Source organism: Collinsella sp. CM84Y_54, from assembly GCF_036317945.1.
GTDB lineage: Bacteria > Actinomycetota > Coriobacteriia > Coriobacteriales > Coriobacteriaceae > Collinsella.
The window spans coordinates 410,869-429,809 of sequence record NZ_JAWQCX010000001.1 but is presented as its reverse complement, the minus strand read 5'-3'; the positions used below and the strand labels follow the sequence as shown (position 1 = coordinate 429,809).

Here is an 18,941-nt window from a genome sequence, read left to right as displayed (position 1 = left end):
ACGAGGCAGTACTATAGGGGAAGATCTTCGGAGATGCAAGAGGTTTTTGTTGAAACTTTTTCTTACGGGTTTTCCTGGGACGGGGCCGAATTAGCTATTTTTGGCTTTGCCGAAATTAGCTAATTCAGCCACCGTCCCGATAAAACCCTCACGCGGCGGCAGCTTACTTGTAAAGGTAGGCGATCGCCGTTCCTTGGTGGACTTTGATCTTGGCCGTTTTCCTGACGACATTAGAGATGCCGGTGTCGGCTAACAGGCCTAGGGGGCTGTGGTCCAGTTCCCACTCTAGGCCGTGTTCGCTTATCTCTGTGTTGGGAGCGATGGCGATGATGGAGAAGGTTTTGCCCTCGGCGCCCTCGATGGTCCAGGTCTCGTTCTGGTGCAGGATTCTGGCCGTCACTTCGTCTTCTTCGATCCAGACGGGGGCATCCGCATAGCCTGCCAGTAGCCCTAACACAGAAAGTGCCATGTCCGGGCGGCCGCCGGTGGCGCAGGTTGCTACCACTTCGGCGGCTGGCCAGCGGAGGCGGATGGCGTCTAATGCCAATGCCAGGTCAGTGTAGTCCTTGTACGGGTCGTGGCGTTCTACTTCAAAATCGACAGCGGCATCGACCAGCGCACGACCAGCGTCGCTCACCGTGTCGGCATCCCCAACATACACGTCGCAGCCCAACCCGGCTCCCAACAGGGCGTCCAGCCCACGGTCTACGGCAACGATGTGGTCACACTCCCCTGCCAGATGGCAAAGCAACTCGGGGCTCGACACCACCGGCGAGCCGCAGACCACTAATACTTTGCAAGCCACAGCCCTCGCCTATCCCTCAAACGCAAGCACGCGGGACAGGCCCAGGTCCCCATAGCTATCGATAAAGATATCGCAGTTGGCACGCACCTCGTCGCGCTCCATACGGCCGTGCGGGTCATAGATACCCACACGTTTAAATCCAGCAGTGCCAGAGCTCTTAAGTCCAAAGACGGCGTCTTCAAACACCCATGCACGCTCAAACTTGTGCCCGTGGCGCTCCTCCAAGCGACGCAGCGCCAGCTCGTATACATCGGGGAACTGCTTGGAGCGCCCCGCCTCGCCCGTCGTGGTAATAAACTCCATATAGCGATCAAGGCCAGCAGCCGCAAGGGCGGACTGCACCAGCTCGGCCGGCGTGGACGTGGCCACGCACATGGCAATGCCCGCCGCCTTCGCCAGCTCCAAAAATGCTAGGAGCCCCTCGCGCGGCGGCACCTTGGAGTACCCATCAATCAAAATCTCGCCCAGCTCGCGATACAGCTCCTCGCCATTCGCGCCAATGCCCCACGTGTCGTGATAGGCCTGGCACTCATCCTCCAGCGAAAGATGTTCAAACTGGGCAAAATCGTCGACCGTCACATCAATGCCATGACGGCGCAATAACTCGGTCTGCGCATGGCCCCAGACGGGGGAGCTATTAACCAGTGTGCCGTCGCAATCGAAAATAAACGCAACACTTGGGGCGGCGATATGGTCCATAAACGAGCCTTTCAATGTCAAATGGTAAACAACCTGCTAAAAACGTTTTACCAAACGTCAGCCTAACAGTTTTGAAACCCTAATTGGTAAAACTGTCAAGAGTTTTACCACGGCAATTCTGCCAGTGGTATAAACATGGCGCTTACCGATTAAACGCGCCCGCAAATCCACTTTCGTCCATAAAACTAACGTACAGGTGTTATCGTAGTTTCTGCCGAAAGTTCCACCGTGCACGCGAGGTGGAACGAATCATAGAACTATCGCCGTCCCTTCGATTCGTGCAGCCTTGGACCTTTCGCATCTAGTCACCAAGGCAACACGCTGCCGCGTCATGATGGGATCAAACGTGAGCGATACAAAGCTAAAGCCAGCAACCAAAAAGCCCGCTACCCGTAAAGCCGCCCCGCATGCACCGGAGCTCACCAAGGACGATGTCTACCTATTTAGCATCGGCACGTGGGAGCGCAGCTGGGAAAAGATGGGCGCTCACCCCGACACGCAGAACCGTACGCGCGGCTGGCGCTTTTGCGTTTGGGCGCCCGACGTAAAGAGCGTCCACGTCATTGGCGAATTTAACAACTGGGATGAGCAAGCCAACCCGCTGGTGCCCATGCATACGAGTGCTATCTGGGAAGGCTTTATTCCTGGCGCCGAGCACGGCCAGCTCTATAAGTACCTTATCGAGACCAACGAGGGCGAAAAGCTCTACAAGGCCGATCCGTATGCCTTTAAGGCCGAGTGCCCTCCGGGAACCGCCAGCGTGCTGTGGACCCTCGATGGCTACAAGTGGAACGACGCCGCGTGGCTCAAGCGCCGCGCTAGCCATAACCACATGTCGCAGCCCCTTAACATCTATGAGGTGCATATTGGCTCGTGGAAGCGCCACGGCGACGCGCCGCAGGGCGAGCCGGACGAGTACGGCAACTACCCCGGCCCCATGGACCCCTTCCCCGCGCAGCGCGGTGAGTTTTACACCTACGACGACCTGTCGGTGGAGCTTGTGGACTACGTGCGCGACATGGGCTACACGCATATCGAGGTCATGCCGCTCATGGAGCACCCTTTCGATGGCTCCTGGGGCTACCAGACGACCGGCTACTACGCCGCCACGTCGCGCTACGGCAACCCGCAGCAGCTCATGCACTTTATCGATGCGTGCCACGAGGCGGGCATCGGTGTGATCATGGACTGGGTACCCGGCGGTTTTTGCGCCGACTCCCACGGCCTTGCCACCTTTAACGGCCATATGCTTTTTGAGCACGAGATTCACCCCAACTGGGGCACGCACAAGTTTGACTTCGCCCGCGGCGAGGTCCGCTCCTTCTTGGTCTCCAACGTGCTGTATTGGCTCGAGAACTTCCACGTGGACGGCATTCGGATGGACGGCGTGTCCAGCATGCTGTACCTCAACTTTGGCATCGACGATCCGGGCCAAAAGAAGTTCAACAAGTACGGTACCGAGGAGGACCTTGACGCCAGCGCGTTTATCCGCCAGGTCAACTGCGCTGTAGAGGCGCACTACCCCGACGTGATGATGATGGCCGAGGAGTCCACCGCGTGGCCGCTCGTGACCTATCCGCCGCAGGACGGCGGCCTGGGTTTCCACTACAAGTGGGATATGGGCTGGATGAACGACACCCTGCACTACATGCAGACCGATTTTCCGTGGCGCCCCGGCAACCACGGCCTGCTCACGTTCTCCATTATGTACGCCTTTACCGAGAACTTTATCTGCCCGCTGAGCCACGACGAGGTCGTGCACGGCAAGTGCTCGCTGATCGGCCGCATGCCGGGCGACTGGTGGCGCCAGTTTGCCGGCCTGCGCACGCTGGCCTTCTACCAGATGACGCACCCCGGTGCCAAGCTCAACTTTATGGGCAACGAGATCGGCCAGTTTATCGAGTGGCGCTACTACGAGTCCATCCAGTGGTTCCTGACCGAGGAGTATGAGACTCACAAGCATCATCAGGCGTTTATCAAGGCGCTCAACCACCTGTACACTGCCGAGCCCGCCCTGTACGAGCGCGGATACACCGACGACGGCTTTACCTGGATCGATGCGGACAACTCCAAGCAGTCCATCGTGAGCTTTGTGCGCCAGGGCGAGGACGTCGATGACGACCTGGTGATCCTGATCAATTTTGACCCGGCGAGCTACGAGAGCTTCCGCGTGGGCGTGCCGCGCGAGGGCGACTGGGAGGTCATCTTCGATTCCGACCGTCCCGAGTTTGGCGGCAGCGGCTATGCCGGCGAGGAGCCCTACACCTGCTCAAGCGAGCCCTATCCCTGGAACGGGCAGATGGACTCTATTGAGATCAAGGTGCCCGGCCTGGCAGGTGTGGTGCTTAAGCGCCGCGGCCCCAGCAGCTACAAGCCGCCGGTGGTTGAGGAGCCCAAGGCTGCGCCCAAGAAGCGCACGTCCTCGGTGAAGCCCAAGCCTGCGGCCGCCAAGAAGGCTCCGGCTAAGGCAAAGGCTACGACGACCAAGGCCAAGACCAAGACCGCGGCAAAGCCCGCTGCTAAGGCTACCGCGAACAAGAAGCCGGCCGCCAAAAAGGCCGCTACCAAGGCCAAGGCAGCTTCTGTTAAGTCGTCTGACAAGGATGCGTAACAAAGCCGTTACAGCTGTAATTACCCGCCTCGCCGAGGCGTAGGATACAAGTCATAACCGTTCCGGGAGAAACATCCCCGGGGGAAAGGAACGTATGAATAAGATCTTCGACAACAAGCAGGAGTTTACCGAGCTCTATCGCGATGCCGTCATGAGCATCAGCGGCAAGAGCGTCGAGGCCGCCAGCGACCTCGATCGCTTTAACGCCCTGGCCAAGCTCGTGGCCGAGAAGGCCCGCACCGTTGCCACCAAGAGCGACGCCCGCGCCACCGCCGAGGGCAAAAAGCGCGTGTACTACTTCTCGATCGAGTTTTTGATCGGCCGTTTGCTCGACAACTACCTGCTCAACTTTGGCGTGCGCGACATGGTCGCCGAGGCGCTCGACGACATGGGCTTCGACCTTTCCGTCATCGAGAACCAGGAGCCCGATCCGGCTCTGGGCAACGGTGGCCTGGGCCGTCTGGCCGCATGCTTCCTGGATTCCATGGCAGCCGAGGGCATTGCCGGCTACGGCAACGGCATGCGCTACCGCTACGGCCTGTTTAAGCAGGAGATCGTCAACGGCAGCCAGGTCGAGGCTACCGACGAGTGGCTCACCCACGGCTATCCCTGGGAGGTCCGCCGTCAGGACAAGGCCGTGACCATTAAGTTTGGTGGCCATGTTGAGGGCTTTGAGGAGAACGGCCGCACGTTCTACCGCACGGTGGACACACAGGACATCCTGGCCGTCCCTTACGACATCCCCGTCGTGGGCTATGCCGGCGAGACCGTCAACAAGCTGCGCGTCTGGGCCGCCGAGCCGGTCGAGGAGCACTTCGATCTGGAGGCCTTCAACCGCGGCGACTACGCCCAGGCCGACGCCGAGCGCGCCGAGGCCGAGGCCATAAGCGCCATCCTCTACCCCAACGACGCCGGTGAGCACGGCCGTCTGCTGCGCCTGAAGCAGGAGTACCTGTTTGTCTCGGCCGGCATCTACAGCCTGCTCGACACCTTTGAGAAGGAGCACGGCGAGAACTGGGAGCTGCTGCCGCAGTTTGTTGCCATCCATACCAACGACACGCACCCCGCCATGTGCGGCCCCGAGCTCATGCGCATCCTCATCGACGAGAAGAAGCTCGAGTGGGACGACGCCTGGAACATCGTGACGCAGGTCGTGAGCTACACCAACCACACCATCCTGCCCGAGGCTCTGGAGAAGTGGCCCATCGGCACGTTCTCCAAGCTCCTCCCCCGCGTGTACCAGATCATCGACGAGATCAGCCGTCGTTGGCACGAGTCGTTTGACACCACGCAGGAGGGCTGGCAGGAGCGTCTGCGCCAGACCGCCATTCTGTGGGACGGCGAGATTCGCATGGCCAACCTGTCCGTGATCTGCAGCCACAGCGTCAACGGCGTGGCCAAGATCCACTCCGACATCATCAAGAACATCGTGCTCAAGGACTTCTATGCCCTGACGCCCGAAAAGTTCAACAACAAGACCAACGGCATCTCGCACCGTCGCTTCTTTGCCGAGGCCAACCCCACCTACGCCAAGCTCGTCACCGATGCCATTGGCGATGGCTGGCTCAAGGACGCCTTTGAGCTGGAAAAGCTTAAAAGCTTCCAGAACGACACCGAGTTCCTCAAGGCCGTGGGTGCCTCCAAGCGCGCCAACAAGGAGCGCCTGGCCGCCTACGTTAAGGCCGAGACCGGTCTGGTCATTGACCCCAACACCGTCTTCGATGTTCAGGTTAAGCGCTTCCATGCCTACAAGCGTCAGCTCATGAACATCATGAAGGTGATGGACATCTACAATCGTCGCATCGCCGATCCCAACTTCCACGTGACGCCGACGACCTTCATCTTTAGCGGCAAGGCTGCCTCGAGCTACACCTTTGCCAAGGAGACCATCCGCCTCATTAACTCCGTGGCCGACGTCATCAACAACGATGCCCGCGTCAACGAGGTCATGAAGGTCTGCTTTATTCCCAACTTCCGCGTGAGCAACGCCCAGCTCATCTACCCCGCCGCCGAGATCTCGGAGCAGATCTCCACGGCCGGCAAGGAGGCCTCGGGCACGTCCAACATGAAGCTCATGATGAACGGCGCCATTACGCTGGGCACCCTCGACGGCGCCAACATCGAGATCGCCGACCTGGCCGGCCGCGAGAACGAGGCCATCTTTGGCCTGACCGCTCCCGAAGTCGAGCAGCTCTGGGCATCGAACAGCTACTTTGCGTGGGATACCCTCAACGGCGACCGCGAGCGTCTGGGCCGCGTGATGGACGAGCTCAAGGACAACACGTTTGCCGGCCTCTCGGGCAACTTTGAGAGCATCTACAACGAGCTCATGAACAACAACGACCCCGACCTGGTCATGGCAGACTTCCGCAGCTACGTGGATGCGTGGGAGAAGCTCACCGGCAGCTATGGCGACCAGGAGACCTGGAACCGCAAGGCTCTGCTCAACACCGCCTCGAGCGGCTGGTTCTCGAGCGACCGCACCATTCGCGAGTACCGCGACGAGATCTGGCACGCGTAAAGGCCGCGAGCTCCCCTATGCCAGCACGGCATTACTCGACGGGCGTGACGTTGCGCCGCGCCCGTCGCTAATGGGTTTAGGAACATCGATGACAGAAGGAGAAATCGATGAGTAAGAAAGAATGCATCGCGATGCTCCTCGCAGGAGGACAGGGCAGCCGATTGGGGGCACTCACCCAAAAGATCGCTAAGCCGGCGGTTAGCTTTGGTGGCAAGTTCCGCATTATCGACTTTTCCCTCTCCAACTGCTCCAACTCGGGCATCGACACGGTGGGCGTTCTGACGCAGTATCGCCCCTACCTGCTGCATGCCTACGTGGGCTCCGGCGAGGCTTGGGATCTGGACAGCCGCGACGGCGGCGTTTCGATCCTGCCGCCGTACGAGACGCAGACCGGCGGCGCATGGTATGCGGGCACGGCCGACGCCATTACGCAGAACCTGGACTACATCAAGGCCAACGACCCCAAGTACGTCCTGATTCTTTCGGGCGATCACCTGTATCGCATGGACTACCGCAAGATGCTCAAGACGCACATTGAGAACAACGCCGACCTCACGGTGAGCGTTATGCCCGTGCCGTGGGAGGAGGCCAGCCGCTTTGGCATCCTGACCACCGACCCCGAGGACGGCCGCATCACCAAGTTCACCGAGAAGCCCGATAAGCCCGATTCGAACCTCGCGTCCATGGGCATCTACATCTTCTCGGCCGACGTGCTGATCGAGGCGCTCGAGGAGGACGCTCTGGACCAGCGCTCGAGCCACGACTTTGGCAAGGACATCATCCCCAAGCTGCTCGGCGAGGGCAAGCGCCTGTACAGCTACGAGTTCCACGGCTTTTGGAAGGACGTCGGCACCATCGCCAGCTTCCACGAGACCTCGATGGACCTGCTGGGCAATAACCCCGAGTTCGATTTGTTCGACAAGCATTTCCCCATCATGTCCAACATCACCACGCGTCCGCCGCACTACATTGGTCCGGACGGCCGCCTGGACGACTGCCTGGTCTCCAACGGCTGCAAGATCTACGGCACCGCTCGCCACTCGATCCTTTCGACCGATGTCATCATCGAGGAGCGCGCCGTGGTCGAGGACTCCGTGCTGCTGCCGGGTGCGCACGTTAAGAGCGGCGCGCACATCTGCCGAGCTATTTTGGGCGAGAACTCCACGGTCGAAGAGGGCGTGAAGCTCGGCTCTGTCGATACCACCAAGGATACGGCCGTCGTTGGAAATGACGTCGTTATCGGGAAGGGGGAATGATCCGATGATCAATCGCAAGGCCATCGGTTATATCACCGCTAACTACTCTTCGACCTACGGCAGCGTGCTGCTCAAGGACCGCCCCATCGCGTCCGTTCCGTTTTTGGGCCGCTACCGCCTGATCGACTTCCCGCTGTCCAACATGATGAATGCCGGCATTAAGACCGTCGGCGTCGTCATGCCGGGCAACTACCGCTCGCTGATCGACCACGTGGGCTCGGGTAAGGACTGGGGCCTGGACCGCAAGAAGGGCGGCCTGTTCATGGTGCCCGGCAACGCGTATGGCACCACCAAGGGCGGCATGCGCTTCCTGCTGCGCGACATTATCTCCAACAAGACGCTGTTCCAGCGCTCGGACAAGCCCTATGTTGTGATGATGGGCACCAACATCATCTTTAACATGGACCTCAACACCATCATCGACGCGCACGAGAACTCCGGTGCCCAGATGACCGTGGTGTACTGCAAGGCCACGCGCAACGTCGATGACGAGACCAAGCTCGAGATTAACGAGAACGGCCGCCTGACGGGCGTGAGCGCTGGCGTCGCGTACGGCGACAACGCCTCTATGGACTGCTGCATCGTCAACCGAGAGACGCTGCTCGAGATCATCGACCACTACCAGGCCGCCGACTATCTGGACCTGCTCGAGGCACTCCAGGGCGACTTTGGCAACATCGACGTGTGCAGCTACGAGTACAAGGGCGAGGTCGTAGGCGTGTTTAGCGAGAAGTCGCTGTATCGCCGCAGCATGGACCTGCTCGACCAGACCGTGGCCGACCATCTCTTCGATCCCGAGCGCCCGATCCTGACCAAGGCTCACGACGTGCCGCCTTCGCGCTATGCGACCGGCAGCCACGCGTGCAACTCGATCATCTCGGCCGGCTGCATCATCAAGGGCACCGTGCGCAACTCGATCCTGTCGCGCGGCGTTGTGGTCGAGGAAGGCGCTTCGGTGACCAACTCGATCATCAACCAGAGCTGCATCATCAAGAGCGGCGCCCGCGTTGAGAACGCCATTCTGGACAAGAACAACGTGGTTCCCACCAACACCGAGCTTCGCGGCACGCCCGAGAACATCCTGGTGCTGGGAAAAGCTCCGTTAACTTCCGATACCACCATCGTACGTTAACGTTGGCATCGCAACATCGCTCGTAACAGGTAGAATAGCCGCCCGGTTAGCGCCAGGCGGCTATTCTCGAATTGCAACATGGGAGACAATATGGCAGATTCCAGCAAAAAGATGCAGATCGTGTTTGCCTCGGCCGAGTGCGCACCGTTTGTAAAGACCGGTGGCCTGGGCGACGTGGCGGGCTCGCTGCCTGCGGCGCTTGTACGCGCCGGCGCCGAGGTCATCGTGATGGTGCCCAAGTACGCCACCATCAAGGACGAGTACAAGGCACAGATGGAGCACTTTTCCGACTTTTACGTGAGCCTGGGCTGGCGCAATGAGTACTGCGGTCTCGAGAAGCTCGAGCACGACGGCGTCACCTATATGTTTGTTGACAACGAGCGCTACTTTGCGCGCGACTATCCGTACGGCTTCTTTGACGACGGCGAGCGCTTCGCGTTCTTCTCCAAGGCCATTACCGAGAGCCTGCAGCACCTGCCCGAGGGCTTTGAGTGCGACATCCTGCACTGCAATGACTGGCAGACGGCACTGGCGCCCGTGTTCCTGCGCGAGTTCTACCAGGGCCTGCCGCTGTACGACCGTGTCAAGACCGTGTTTTCGATCCACAACGTGGCGTTCCAGGGCCAGTTTAGCGACACCGTGATGGAGGACATCCTGGGTGTGGCGCATATTCCGGCGGCTGCTACGCAGCTACGCTGCGACGCCTGCAGCATCAACTACATGCTGGGCGCGCTGCACTATGCCGATGCCATCACCACGGTGAGCCCCACCTACGCGGGCGAGATCCAGACGCCCGAGTTTGGCGAGGGCCTGGACGGCGTACTGCGCGAGCGCTCCTACGCGCTGCAGGGCATCCTCAACGGCATTGACGTGGCGGCCTTTGACCCGGCAACCGACAAGCGCATTGCCGCCAACTACACGGTTGACGACCGTTCCGGCAAGGCCGTGTGCAAGGCCAAGCTGCAGGAAGAGCTGGGGCTCGAGGTTCGCGACGACCGCCCGCTTATGGTGATGGTCACGCGCCTGACGCGCCAGAAGGGCATGGACCTGGTCATGTACGCGCTCGACCGCATCCTCGCCGGCGGCGTTCAGGTAGCCGTGCTGGGTACCGGCGACCGCGACTACGAGGACGGCCTGCGCTATTTCCAAGACAAGTACCCCGGCACCATGGCCGCGCGCATCGAGTTTGACCCGGCGCTGTCGCAGCGCATGTACGCCGCCGCCGATATGTTCCTGATGCCTTCGAAGTTTGAGCCCTGCGGCCTGTCGCAGATCATCGCCATGCGCTACGGCACCCTGCCCATCGTGCGCGAGACCGGTGGCCTGAAGGACACGGTGATCCCGTATAACGAGTTTACCGGCGAGGGCACGGGCTTCTCGTTTAGCAACTTTAACGGCGACGAGATGGGCGACGCCGTGTTCCGCGCGGCACGCCTGTTCTGGGATAACCGCGAGGCATGGAACCAGCTGGTCACGCAGGCCATGAGCCAGGACTTTAGCTGGACGCGCTCGGCCGACAAGTATCTTGACCTGTACTTCTTTATGCACCCGGAGATTGAGCGCCCGGCGGCTGTGAAGGCTGCTGCGGCTGTGGAGAAGCCGGTTGCCGCTGAGGCCGAGCCTGCGGCGCCCGTTAAGGAGCCCGCTGCCGCCGAGGAGCCCAAGGCCGAGGTGAAGGCTGAGGCTAAGCCGGCTGCAAAGCCTGCCGCCAAGAAGACCACGACGCGCAAGACGACGGCCAAGAAGGCTACGACAACCAAGGCCGCTGCCACCAAGACCGCCGCAGCAAAGACGACTGCCACCAAGGCAACGACGACGCGCAAGCGCACGACCGCCGCTGCCAAGAAGGCCGCCGAGGCCGAGGCTGCTCCCGAGATAAAGGCTGAGGCCGCCGTCAAGGCATCGGCCAAGACCACTGCCAAGAAGTCGACCGCGACCGCCAAGAAAGCAACGGCCGCAAAGTCGACGACGACCAAGGCTGCCGCTACGAAGGCCGCCGCGAAGACGACCACGAAAGCAGCCACGACCAAGGCAGCCGCAAAGCCGGCCGCCAAGGCCGAGGAGACGCCTGCCGAGTCCAAGGCGGAGGCAACCATCGAGGCCAAGCCCGCCGCAAAGACCACCACGCGCAAGCGCGCGACGTCAGCCAAGAAGACCACGGCAAAGGCCGCAACTCCCAAGGCAGAGACTAAGACCGCCACTGCCAAAGAGGAGCCCAAGGCCGAGGTAAAGGCCAAGCCGGTGCCGAAGGCCGCTGAGGTCAAGGCCGCCCCGAAGGCAGAGGCTAAGCCCGAGCCTGCAAAGGAGACCCCGGCCTCCCCCGCCGCTCCAGCAGCGGAAAAGGCCCCGACCAAGAAGACCTCCGTCCGCAAGGCAACGGCCACCCGCAAGCGCCGCTAATCCGGACGATCCACAATCTAATCCTCAATAAACAAGGGGTGTCGTTCAGTGCGACACCCCTTGTTCTATAGATGAGGTAAAACGATTTTCTAGGACAACCGTTCGCCGATAGTGAGCGGCTGTAGTTTATACAACTAAAGTACAACGATATACTTAAATATTGTGCGTTAAGCCCATGGCCTGCTAGCCATGACTGTATAGAACTGGACCGTACTATGAGATTGATTCACAACAGCCGCCTACCGCAGTTTCGCACTCCGTTTGGCGCTGTGACCACAGGAACTACCGTTGCACTCTCGGTTATTTTGGAGGATGCCGATCCCAACCAGGCAACACTCACCCTGCGTACCTGGGTCGATGAAGTCGGCGAGACCCTGATTCCGATGGAGCACGAAGGCGATGGCATTTTTACCGGCGAGCTCAAATGCACTGAACCGTGTCTTGTGTGGTACAGCTTTATATGCAATATCGAGGGCCAGCCCGAGGTTCGCCTGGGCGCGCCCCAGGGCCGCACCGGCGGCGAGGGCGTAACTTACGACTATGCCGAGGTGCCGTCCTTCCAGATTACCGTCTACAAGCACCGCGAGAACCGCCCCACCTGGTACGAGCGCGGCATGGTCTACCAAATCTTCCCCGACCGCTACGCCCGTGACGAGCATTGGCGCGAGCGCACAATGGCCCAACTCGAAAAACCGCGCAAGGGCATTCAGCGCCGGATGGTCGAGGACTGGAACGAGCCGCCCGTGTACGAGCGCGCCGAGGACGGCTCCATCAAGACCTGGGACTTCTACGGCGGCTCGCTCAAGGGCATCCAGGAAGACCTGCCCCGCATCGCCGAGCTGGGCTTTACGGCCATCTACCTCAATCCCATCTTTGAAGCCGCGAGCAACCACCGCTACGACACGGCCGACTACACCAAGATCGACCCGATCCTGGGCACCGAGCAGGACTTTACCGAGCTGTGTCAGGCAGCCGAGAAGCTGGGCATCTCCATCATCCTGGACGGCGTCTTCAACCACACGGGTGACGACTCGATCTATTTCAACCGCTACGGCAACTACCCCGGCGTGGGTGCCTGGCAGAGCGAGGACTCGCCGTGGCGCGATGCGTTTTACTTCCATGAGGACGGTTCGTATGACTGCTGGTGGGGCGTGGGCAACATGCCCGCCATCAACGAGAGCTCCGAACTGGTGCGCGAGCGGCTCCTGAGCAAGGACGGCGTGATCCGCAAATGGCTGCGCGCCGGTGCCCATGGTTGGCGCCTGGACGTGGCCGACGAGCTTTCCGACGACTTCCTTGCCGAAATCAAAAAGGCCGTGCTCGCCGAGAAGCCCGACGCGCTGCTGCTCGGCGAGGTCTGGGAAGACGCCTCCAACAAGATCAGCTATGGCCACCTGCGTCGCTATCTGCAAGGCTCGGAGCTCGACTCCGCCATGGACTACCCCTTCCGCGACATGGTTATCGGCTTTTTGATGGGCTACAAGAACGCCTACCAGGCAGCCGAGGATATCGAAACCCTGCGCGAGAACTACCCGCGCGAGGCACTGGCCTGCGCGCTCAATCTGCTTTCGAGCCACGACCGTCCGCGCATTATCTCGGTGCTCGGCGGTGGCCCCGACGAGTCACAGCTGCCCGAGAGCGAGCGCAGCAAATGGCGCCTGGACGATAACTCGATGGGCCTGGCCAAGAGCCGTTTTTGGTTGGCGACGCTCATGCAGATGACCTTCCCGGGCGTACCCTCAATCTATTACGGCGATGAGTACGGCTTGGAGGGCCTCACCGATCCGGGCAACCGCCGTACCCTGCCGACCAAGGACCAACTCCACGACTTCGACACGCTGGCCATTGTTAAGAACGCGTCTGCCGTGCGCCGCGCGCTGCCCTTTATGGTCGATGGCGAGATCAAGGCCTTTGCTCTCAACGACGAAGTCTTGGCTTACACCCGCACGGGCAAAGACGGCGAGGCCGCGACGGTTATCATCAACCGCAGTCTGCGCAATTCGCACTGCGTGACGATCCCAGCGCTCGGCGAATGTGCAAGCGACGTGATCAGCGGCCACGAGTGCGAGATCCACAACGGTACCGTCACGCTCGACCTGTACCCGTTGGGCTCTTCGATCATCTATCACCATGCCGAGAAGCGCCTGCAGGAGCCGCTCGATCACGGCACAGGCGTCGTGTGCCACATCACCTCGGTGCCGACCGATGACGGCAAACCCGGCACAATCGGTGCGCCCACGCGTCGCTTTATCGACCATCTGGCCGCCATGGGCATGCGTTACTGGCAGGTCCTACCCGTCAATCCCACGGACTTCTTCCGCTCCCCCTATGCCGGCCCCTCTGCCTTTGCAGGCAATATCGACCTGCTGCCTGAGAGCCACGAGGAGCTGGCTGCCGACTTCGTCACCTGGAAGGCCCGCGGCGGCGAGGATGCCGACCCGCTCTACACCGCGTTTAAACATCGCAATGCCGGCTGGCTCGAGAAGTACTGCGTCTACATGGCCGTTAAGAAGTACTTTGAGGGCGAGTCGCGCCACGATTGGCCGGCGGATGTCGCGCGCTACAACGAGCACCTGATCGATGACAAGCGCTTCCACGACGAGGCTGAGCTGCAGGCGTACATGCAGTATCGCTTTGACCTTGCCTGGTGCGAGCTCATGAACTATGCGCACAAGAAGGGCATCGAGGTCATCGGCGATATCCCCATGTATGTCTCGGACGATTCGGCCGATGCGTGGAGCGAGCCCGAGAACTTCTGGCTGTCCGATACCGGCAAGGCGATTGAGATTTCGGGCGCGCCGCCCGACAACTTTGCGCCCGAGGGCCAGGTGTGGGGAAACCCTACCTTCCGCTGGGATCACATGAAGAAGAACGGCTATAGCTGGTGGATGAATCGCCTGCGTCGTGCGTTTTCACTCTACGACCGCGTGCGCCTGGACCACTTCCTGGGCTTTCACAGCTACTTTAGCATCCCCGCCGGCAAGACCTGTGCCGACGGCCGCTGGCTGGCTGGCCCGGGCAAGGACCTGTTCCAGACCGCCTACGACGAGCTGGGTCCGCTTAACTTTATCGCCGAGGATCTGGGCTATCTGACGCCTGGCGTTCGCGCGATGGCTTCGACCTGCGGCTTCCCCGGCATGGACGTACTGGAGTTTAGCGACTACGACGTTCGCTGCGGAATTCATCCCACACCGGGCAAGATCCTGTACACCTCGACGCACGACACCTCGACGCTTGCCGGTTGGTGCACGCGCTCCTTTGCGGGCGGCGACAAGCCGAGCGGAACTGCATTGGCAAGCGAGCTCATGGGCAACGCCCTGGCAAGCGATGCGCCGCTCGTTATGATGCCGCTGCAGGACATACTGGGCCTGGGCGACGATGCACGTATGAACGTGCCGGGCGTGGCCACGGGCAACTGGACATGGCAGGCGCAAGAGGCCGACATTGCGGCGGCCGAAGAGAAAACTGCGAAGCTCCTGCGCAGCACCCACAGATTCTGGGGCGAAGCGTGATAAAACCCACGATATAGGGTACAGTTACAGCTGTTTGAATTTTTGCGGGCAGAGCGATCTGCCCGCTTTGTGCTGAAAAGGAAGTATTATGGCGCGCTACGATTACAAGTGCACGAGTTGCGGCAACGTGTTTGAGGTTGAGCACCCCATGTCCGAGACGCCCGAGGTCGTATGCCCCAGCTGCGGTGCCCCGGCATCCAAAACATTCTCGGCCAGCGGCATTAAGTTCGACGGCAGCGGTTTCTACAACACCGACCAGCGCAGTGGCGGCTCCAGCACCAGCGCCACCAGCGGCTGTTGCGCCAACTGCCCGCATAGCCACTAGCGACAAGCGGTCCCGACACCCAAGTTTCCTGATGAGTTGCGGTGAAATAAGGACTGTTTGGCGGCTAGAAGCCGCTATTCAATCCCTATTTCACCGCAACTTTTCTATAGATTAGATTTCGGGCTGATGCTAAGTTTGTATCATTTCAAAACTCTGCCGGATTACGGGGCTGAGTTGACAACCTCTATCCATTCCGGTAAATAGCAAATTTCAACAAGCCATCTACCTGCGGTTTTATTTAGGCCATATTTGCTGTGGTCGGGTATCACCAATCTAGCCCCGTAATCCGCCCTACTTTTGATAACAGCAAGTATGAGACGGGGATATTTTTACCACTCTTAACCGCTATTGCGGTCTCCGCTCGCATGACCTTCTGAGTTGCGGTGAAATAAGGACTGTTTGATGGGCAGAAGGCGCTTTTCAATCCCTATTTCACCGCAACTTTGAAGTTATTTGCGGACTAGTCTGGCGCAGAAGTGGCCGTCGTAGGAGTCGGCGTTTACGGGGACGCTTTGGAAAAGTCCACGGTCGTTTAGGCGCACGGAGACGAGCTTCTTGGCTTGTTCGAACTCGGGGAGCTGCAGAATCTGCGCTTCGGAGAGCGGTGCCACAGTAAAGCTGGCGCCCTCTGGCGAAGCCAAAAAAGCATCCACGACCTGCGTGTTCTCTTCATCAAAGACCGAGCAGGTGGCATAGATAAGCTCACCGCCGGCAGCCACGCGCGCGGCGGCTTCCTTAAGCATCGTCAGCTGCAGTTTAGGCAGCTCAACCGTCACATCCTTTTCTGTCAGGCGCCACGGAATCTCGGGATGACGGCGCATGGTGCCGGTACCCGAGCATGGGGCATCGATAAACACCGTATCGAACAAGACAGGTTTGCCGAGCAGGGCGTCAAACGACGTCAGCACCTCGTCGAGCTCGCAGGCATCGCCCGAGACCGTGCGAACACCTTGGATACCGGCCTTATGCAGACGCGCGAGATTTTGATCGCACTTGCGGTCGTGCAGATCGAGCGCGGTGTGCTGACGATCGTAGCCGGCACGCTTGGCCTGGCACATCATCACATAGGTCTTGGTGCCGCGACCGGCACCAATCTCCAGGCAACGCCCGGGACGGGTCGCCGCGGTAGCGATGAGCTGGGCGTTAAGGTCCGAGGCCACGGCAGCCGCGCGCTCAAACACGCCCGATGCAACCGTGGTCTGCGCATCGACCGGCGCATGGCAACCCGGGAACACGGGCGCAACAAGCTGCGATAGGTACGGATCAGGTTTGGTTGCAAAGGCATTTTCGTGCAGAGCGAGCGGCGCGGGTGCCAGATTGCCGGCAAAGTTGAGCGCGCCCTCGGGCGTATCGAACGATGCCATAATGCGGGCGCACAGCCAGCGCGGCATGCCCATCAGGCGAGACAGGCGTACCAAACGGCGCTCGGACTCATCAGCACCCGCGGCGGCGGCAAAGTCCTCGACGTTGTCCGCGACCTTATGCAGCACGGCATTCGCAAGACCGGCAGCCGACTTAGCACCGCTACGCACCAGCTCAACACCCTGACTCACGGCAACGCGGCCCGGCGTATGCAGATAGAGCATCTCGAAGGCCGAGATGCGAAGCGCCATGCGAACGCGCGGCGCGACCTTTTTGGGCTTATCGAGGAACTGATCGAGCAGCTCGTCCAAAATGCCCTGCGTCGCGGCAACACCGAGCGCCAAGCGAGCGGCAAACGCGGAATCACGCTGGTCAATGGCCTTGGCGGAAGCACGGGAAGACAACACGTCGCGCGCATACATGCCGCGACGGTCGGCCTCCATCAACACATCGAGCGCAAGCTTGCGCGCGGGAGAAAGCTTGCTCATGACAAAACACCCCACGTCAGATCGGCACCCTGCAGGCCGGCAGCCCAGGCAGATGCAGCCATGGCACGCTTGCCATCGGGCTTAACCTCAAGCAGCTCGACCGCACCATCGGAAAGCCCAAGGTAGACACGCTTAGACTGAACAAGAACGCTGCCGGTGGCAAGCGAAACGTCGGCGGGCGCAGCATCGAGCACACGCACGGACTTGCCGGCAATCACGCAGCGAGCAGGTGCGGTGTCGGACGAAGCCAGCACGTGGCGCACGCAATCGAGCGCCCCCATCTGCGGATCCAGACGCATCTCCTGCTTAGAAATCTTGGCAGCATGCGTGACGAGCGACTCATCCTGCTCGGTCCACACCGCTGTATCATCGGCAAGCGAGGGCAACGTATCGGCCAGCAGCTTACCACCCAGCTCGCCAAGCTCCATCGTCAGTGCCTCGGCATGCTTACCGGCAACCGACGTAGACACCTGCGCGCAATAAGCGCCCGTATCCACGCCATGCCCAATGCGCATAATGGAAACGCCGGCAACCTCATCACCAGCAAGAATGGCACGCTGAATGGGAGCAGCGCCACGCCAACACGGCAGCAGCGAAGCATGAACATTCACAATACCAAGCGGCGCCATATGCAGCACCTCATCAGGCAAAATGCAACCATAGGCAGCCACACAGAAAATGTCAGCCTGGGCAGCCTGGAGCGTCTCAACAACCTCAGGCGTCATACGATTTGCTTCAACGACCGGCAACCCCAGCTCAAGCGCCTTAGCCTTAACAGGAGACGGCTCCAACTTTTTACCACGCCCACGAACAGCATCGGGACGAGTAACAACAAGCGCAATCTCGTTCCCAGCCTCAACAAGCGAAGCCAGCGAAGGCACAGCAAAGTCAGGCGTACCCATAAACACAATACGCATAAAAGATAGTCTCCTCTCAATAACGAGCCGAGACGGCTACAAAAAAGCGTTCCAGGTCGCAAGCGCACCCGGCCGCAATAACAATTCAACAGAAACAAATATACCCAAAAACAAAGAAAGAGCCGCATAAAAGCAGCTCTTCCAACAAAGCAATTATCAGCGAAGACGCCCCTCCCTGGCCCAACGGCACCCGGGCGGAAAGGAGCACGAAAACGCAGTCCCCTTCCGCCGCAGGGCTTAGGTTATTGCTCCACGCGCAGTTCCGCACGAGCCGAAGAGCACTTAATGTGCTCTTCGTGCGAGCAGGACTGTTTGAGCATGGAGCAAAACCTAAGCCCTGCGGCGGAAGGGGACGGTGGGACCTACTCCGTCTCGCCCGGTCGAGCGCCGCGGGCCAGGGCGTCCTGGTACTCCTTGACGGCCTTGAGCCTCTGCATCGGCTTCAGTCGCTCGAACATGGTGTTGCCGTGCAGGTGATCGATCTCGTGCTGCAGGCACACGCAGAACAGATCGCCCGACGCCTCGTAGCGAATCAGGTTGGCATCCAGGTCATACGCCTCGACGACGACATGATCGGGACGCTCGATCTCGCAGCTAATGCCGGGGATGGAAAGGCAGCCCTCGCTAAACGGCACCAGATGGTCGCTCTGTTCCACGATCACGGGGTTGATGAGCACGTAGGGGTCGTAGTCGTTCTTGTCGCTGTAGTCGCAGTCGATGGTGACGAGCTGGATGAGCTCGCCAATCTGTGGGGCAGCCAGGCCGCAGCCGCCGTTCTCGAACATCATCTTCTTCATCTTCTCGGCGAGTGCCTCGATCGCCGGGGTGATCTCCTCGATGACGGCGCACTCCTGGCGCAGACGAGGGTCGGGCGACAGTACGATTCCGTTGGCTTCCATGGCCATCCTTTCGG

General features: G+C 60.3%; 12 protein-coding genes. 7 read left to right on the top strand and 5 right to left on the bottom strand.

Translation table 11 applies throughout. The annotated features are described in order from the left end of the window. Window positions 1-163: 163 nt before the first annotated feature. Together V2391_RS01890 and V2391_RS01885 are read right to left on the bottom strand one after the other, a co-directional pair. Window positions 164-805, bottom strand: coding sequence for a thiamine diphosphokinase (locus V2391_RS01890; protein WP_329738018.1), 642 nt, complete (start codon window positions 803-805; stop codon window positions 164-166). A 9-nt stretch (window positions 806-814) separates the two neighbouring features. After that, window positions 815-1,504 (bottom strand): HAD family hydrolase, encoded by a 690-nt coding sequence (locus tag V2391_RS01885; RefSeq protein ID WP_329738017.1) that lies wholly within the window; start codon window positions 1,502-1,504, stop codon window positions 815-817. 331 nt (window positions 1,505-1,835) lie between these two features. Between V2391_RS01885 and glgB the strand changes: the two genes are divergently transcribed. The 7 genes from glgB (at window position 1,836) to V2391_RS01850 (ending at window position 15,261) form a co-directional block, all read left to right on the top strand. Next, entirely contained in the window at window positions 1,836-4,115 is a 2,280-nt protein-coding gene (gene glgB, locus V2391_RS01880) for a 1,4-alpha-glucan branching protein GlgB (RefSeq protein WP_329738232.1), read from the top strand. 94 nt (window positions 4,116-4,209) lie between these two features. Continuing rightward, window positions 4,210-6,636: a glycogen/starch/alpha-glucan phosphorylase gene (locus V2391_RS01875; RefSeq protein WP_329738016.1), complete on the top strand. Its 2,427-nt coding sequence runs from the start codon at window positions 4,210-4,212 to the stop codon at window positions 6,634-6,636. A 107-nt stretch (window positions 6,637-6,743) separates the two neighbouring features. Continuing rightward, window positions 6,744-7,892 (top strand): glucose-1-phosphate adenylyltransferase, encoded by a 1,149-nt coding sequence (locus tag V2391_RS01870; RefSeq protein WP_006233920.1) that lies wholly within the window; start codon window positions 6,744-6,746, stop codon window positions 7,890-7,892. Window positions 7,893-7,896: 4 nt separating this feature from the next. Next, a complete protein-coding gene (gene glgD, locus V2391_RS01865) occupies window positions 7,897-9,024 on the top strand; it encodes a glucose-1-phosphate adenylyltransferase subunit GlgD (protein WP_329738015.1) in 1,128 nt (375 codons plus the stop codon). A gap of 90 nt (window positions 9,025-9,114) precedes the next feature. Then, window positions 9,115-11,424, top strand: coding sequence for a glycogen synthase GlgA (gene glgA, locus V2391_RS01860; protein ID WP_329738014.1), 2,310 nt, complete (start codon window positions 9,115-9,117; stop codon window positions 11,422-11,424). 215 nt (window positions 11,425-11,639) lie between these two features. Further along, complete coding sequence (locus V2391_RS01855; protein WP_329738013.1) at window positions 11,640-14,936, top strand: 4-alpha-glucanotransferase; 3,297 nt, start codon at window positions 11,640-11,642, stop codon at window positions 14,934-14,936. 88 nt (window positions 14,937-15,024) lie between these two features. Continuing rightward, window positions 15,025-15,261 (top strand): FmdB family zinc ribbon protein, encoded by a 237-nt coding sequence (locus V2391_RS01850; protein WP_329738012.1) that lies wholly within the window; start codon window positions 15,025-15,027, stop codon window positions 15,259-15,261. Window positions 15,262-15,710: 449 nt separating this feature from the next. Here the strand turns inward: V2391_RS01850 and V2391_RS01845 are convergent, their stop codons facing one another. The 3 genes from V2391_RS01845 to def form a co-directional block, all read right to left on the bottom strand. Then, on the bottom strand, window positions 15,711-17,111 hold the full coding sequence (locus V2391_RS01845) for an RsmB/NOP family class I SAM-dependent RNA methyltransferase (RefSeq protein ID WP_329738011.1): 1,401 nt from the start codon (window positions 17,109-17,111) through the stop codon (window positions 15,711-15,713). Further along, on the bottom strand, window positions 17,108-18,028 hold the full coding sequence (fmt, locus tag V2391_RS01840; protein ID WP_329738010.1) for a methionyl-tRNA formyltransferase: 921 nt from the start codon (window positions 18,026-18,028) through the stop codon (window positions 17,108-17,110). The genes V2391_RS01845 and fmt overlap by 4 nt, the downstream gene beginning before the upstream one ends. 362 nt (window positions 18,029-18,390) lie before the next feature. Continuing rightward, on the bottom strand, window positions 18,391-18,927 hold the full coding sequence (gene def, locus V2391_RS01835; protein WP_118384748.1) for a peptide deformylase: 537 nt from the start codon (window positions 18,925-18,927) through the stop codon (window positions 18,391-18,393). Window positions 18,928-18,941: the final 14 nt, after the last annotated feature.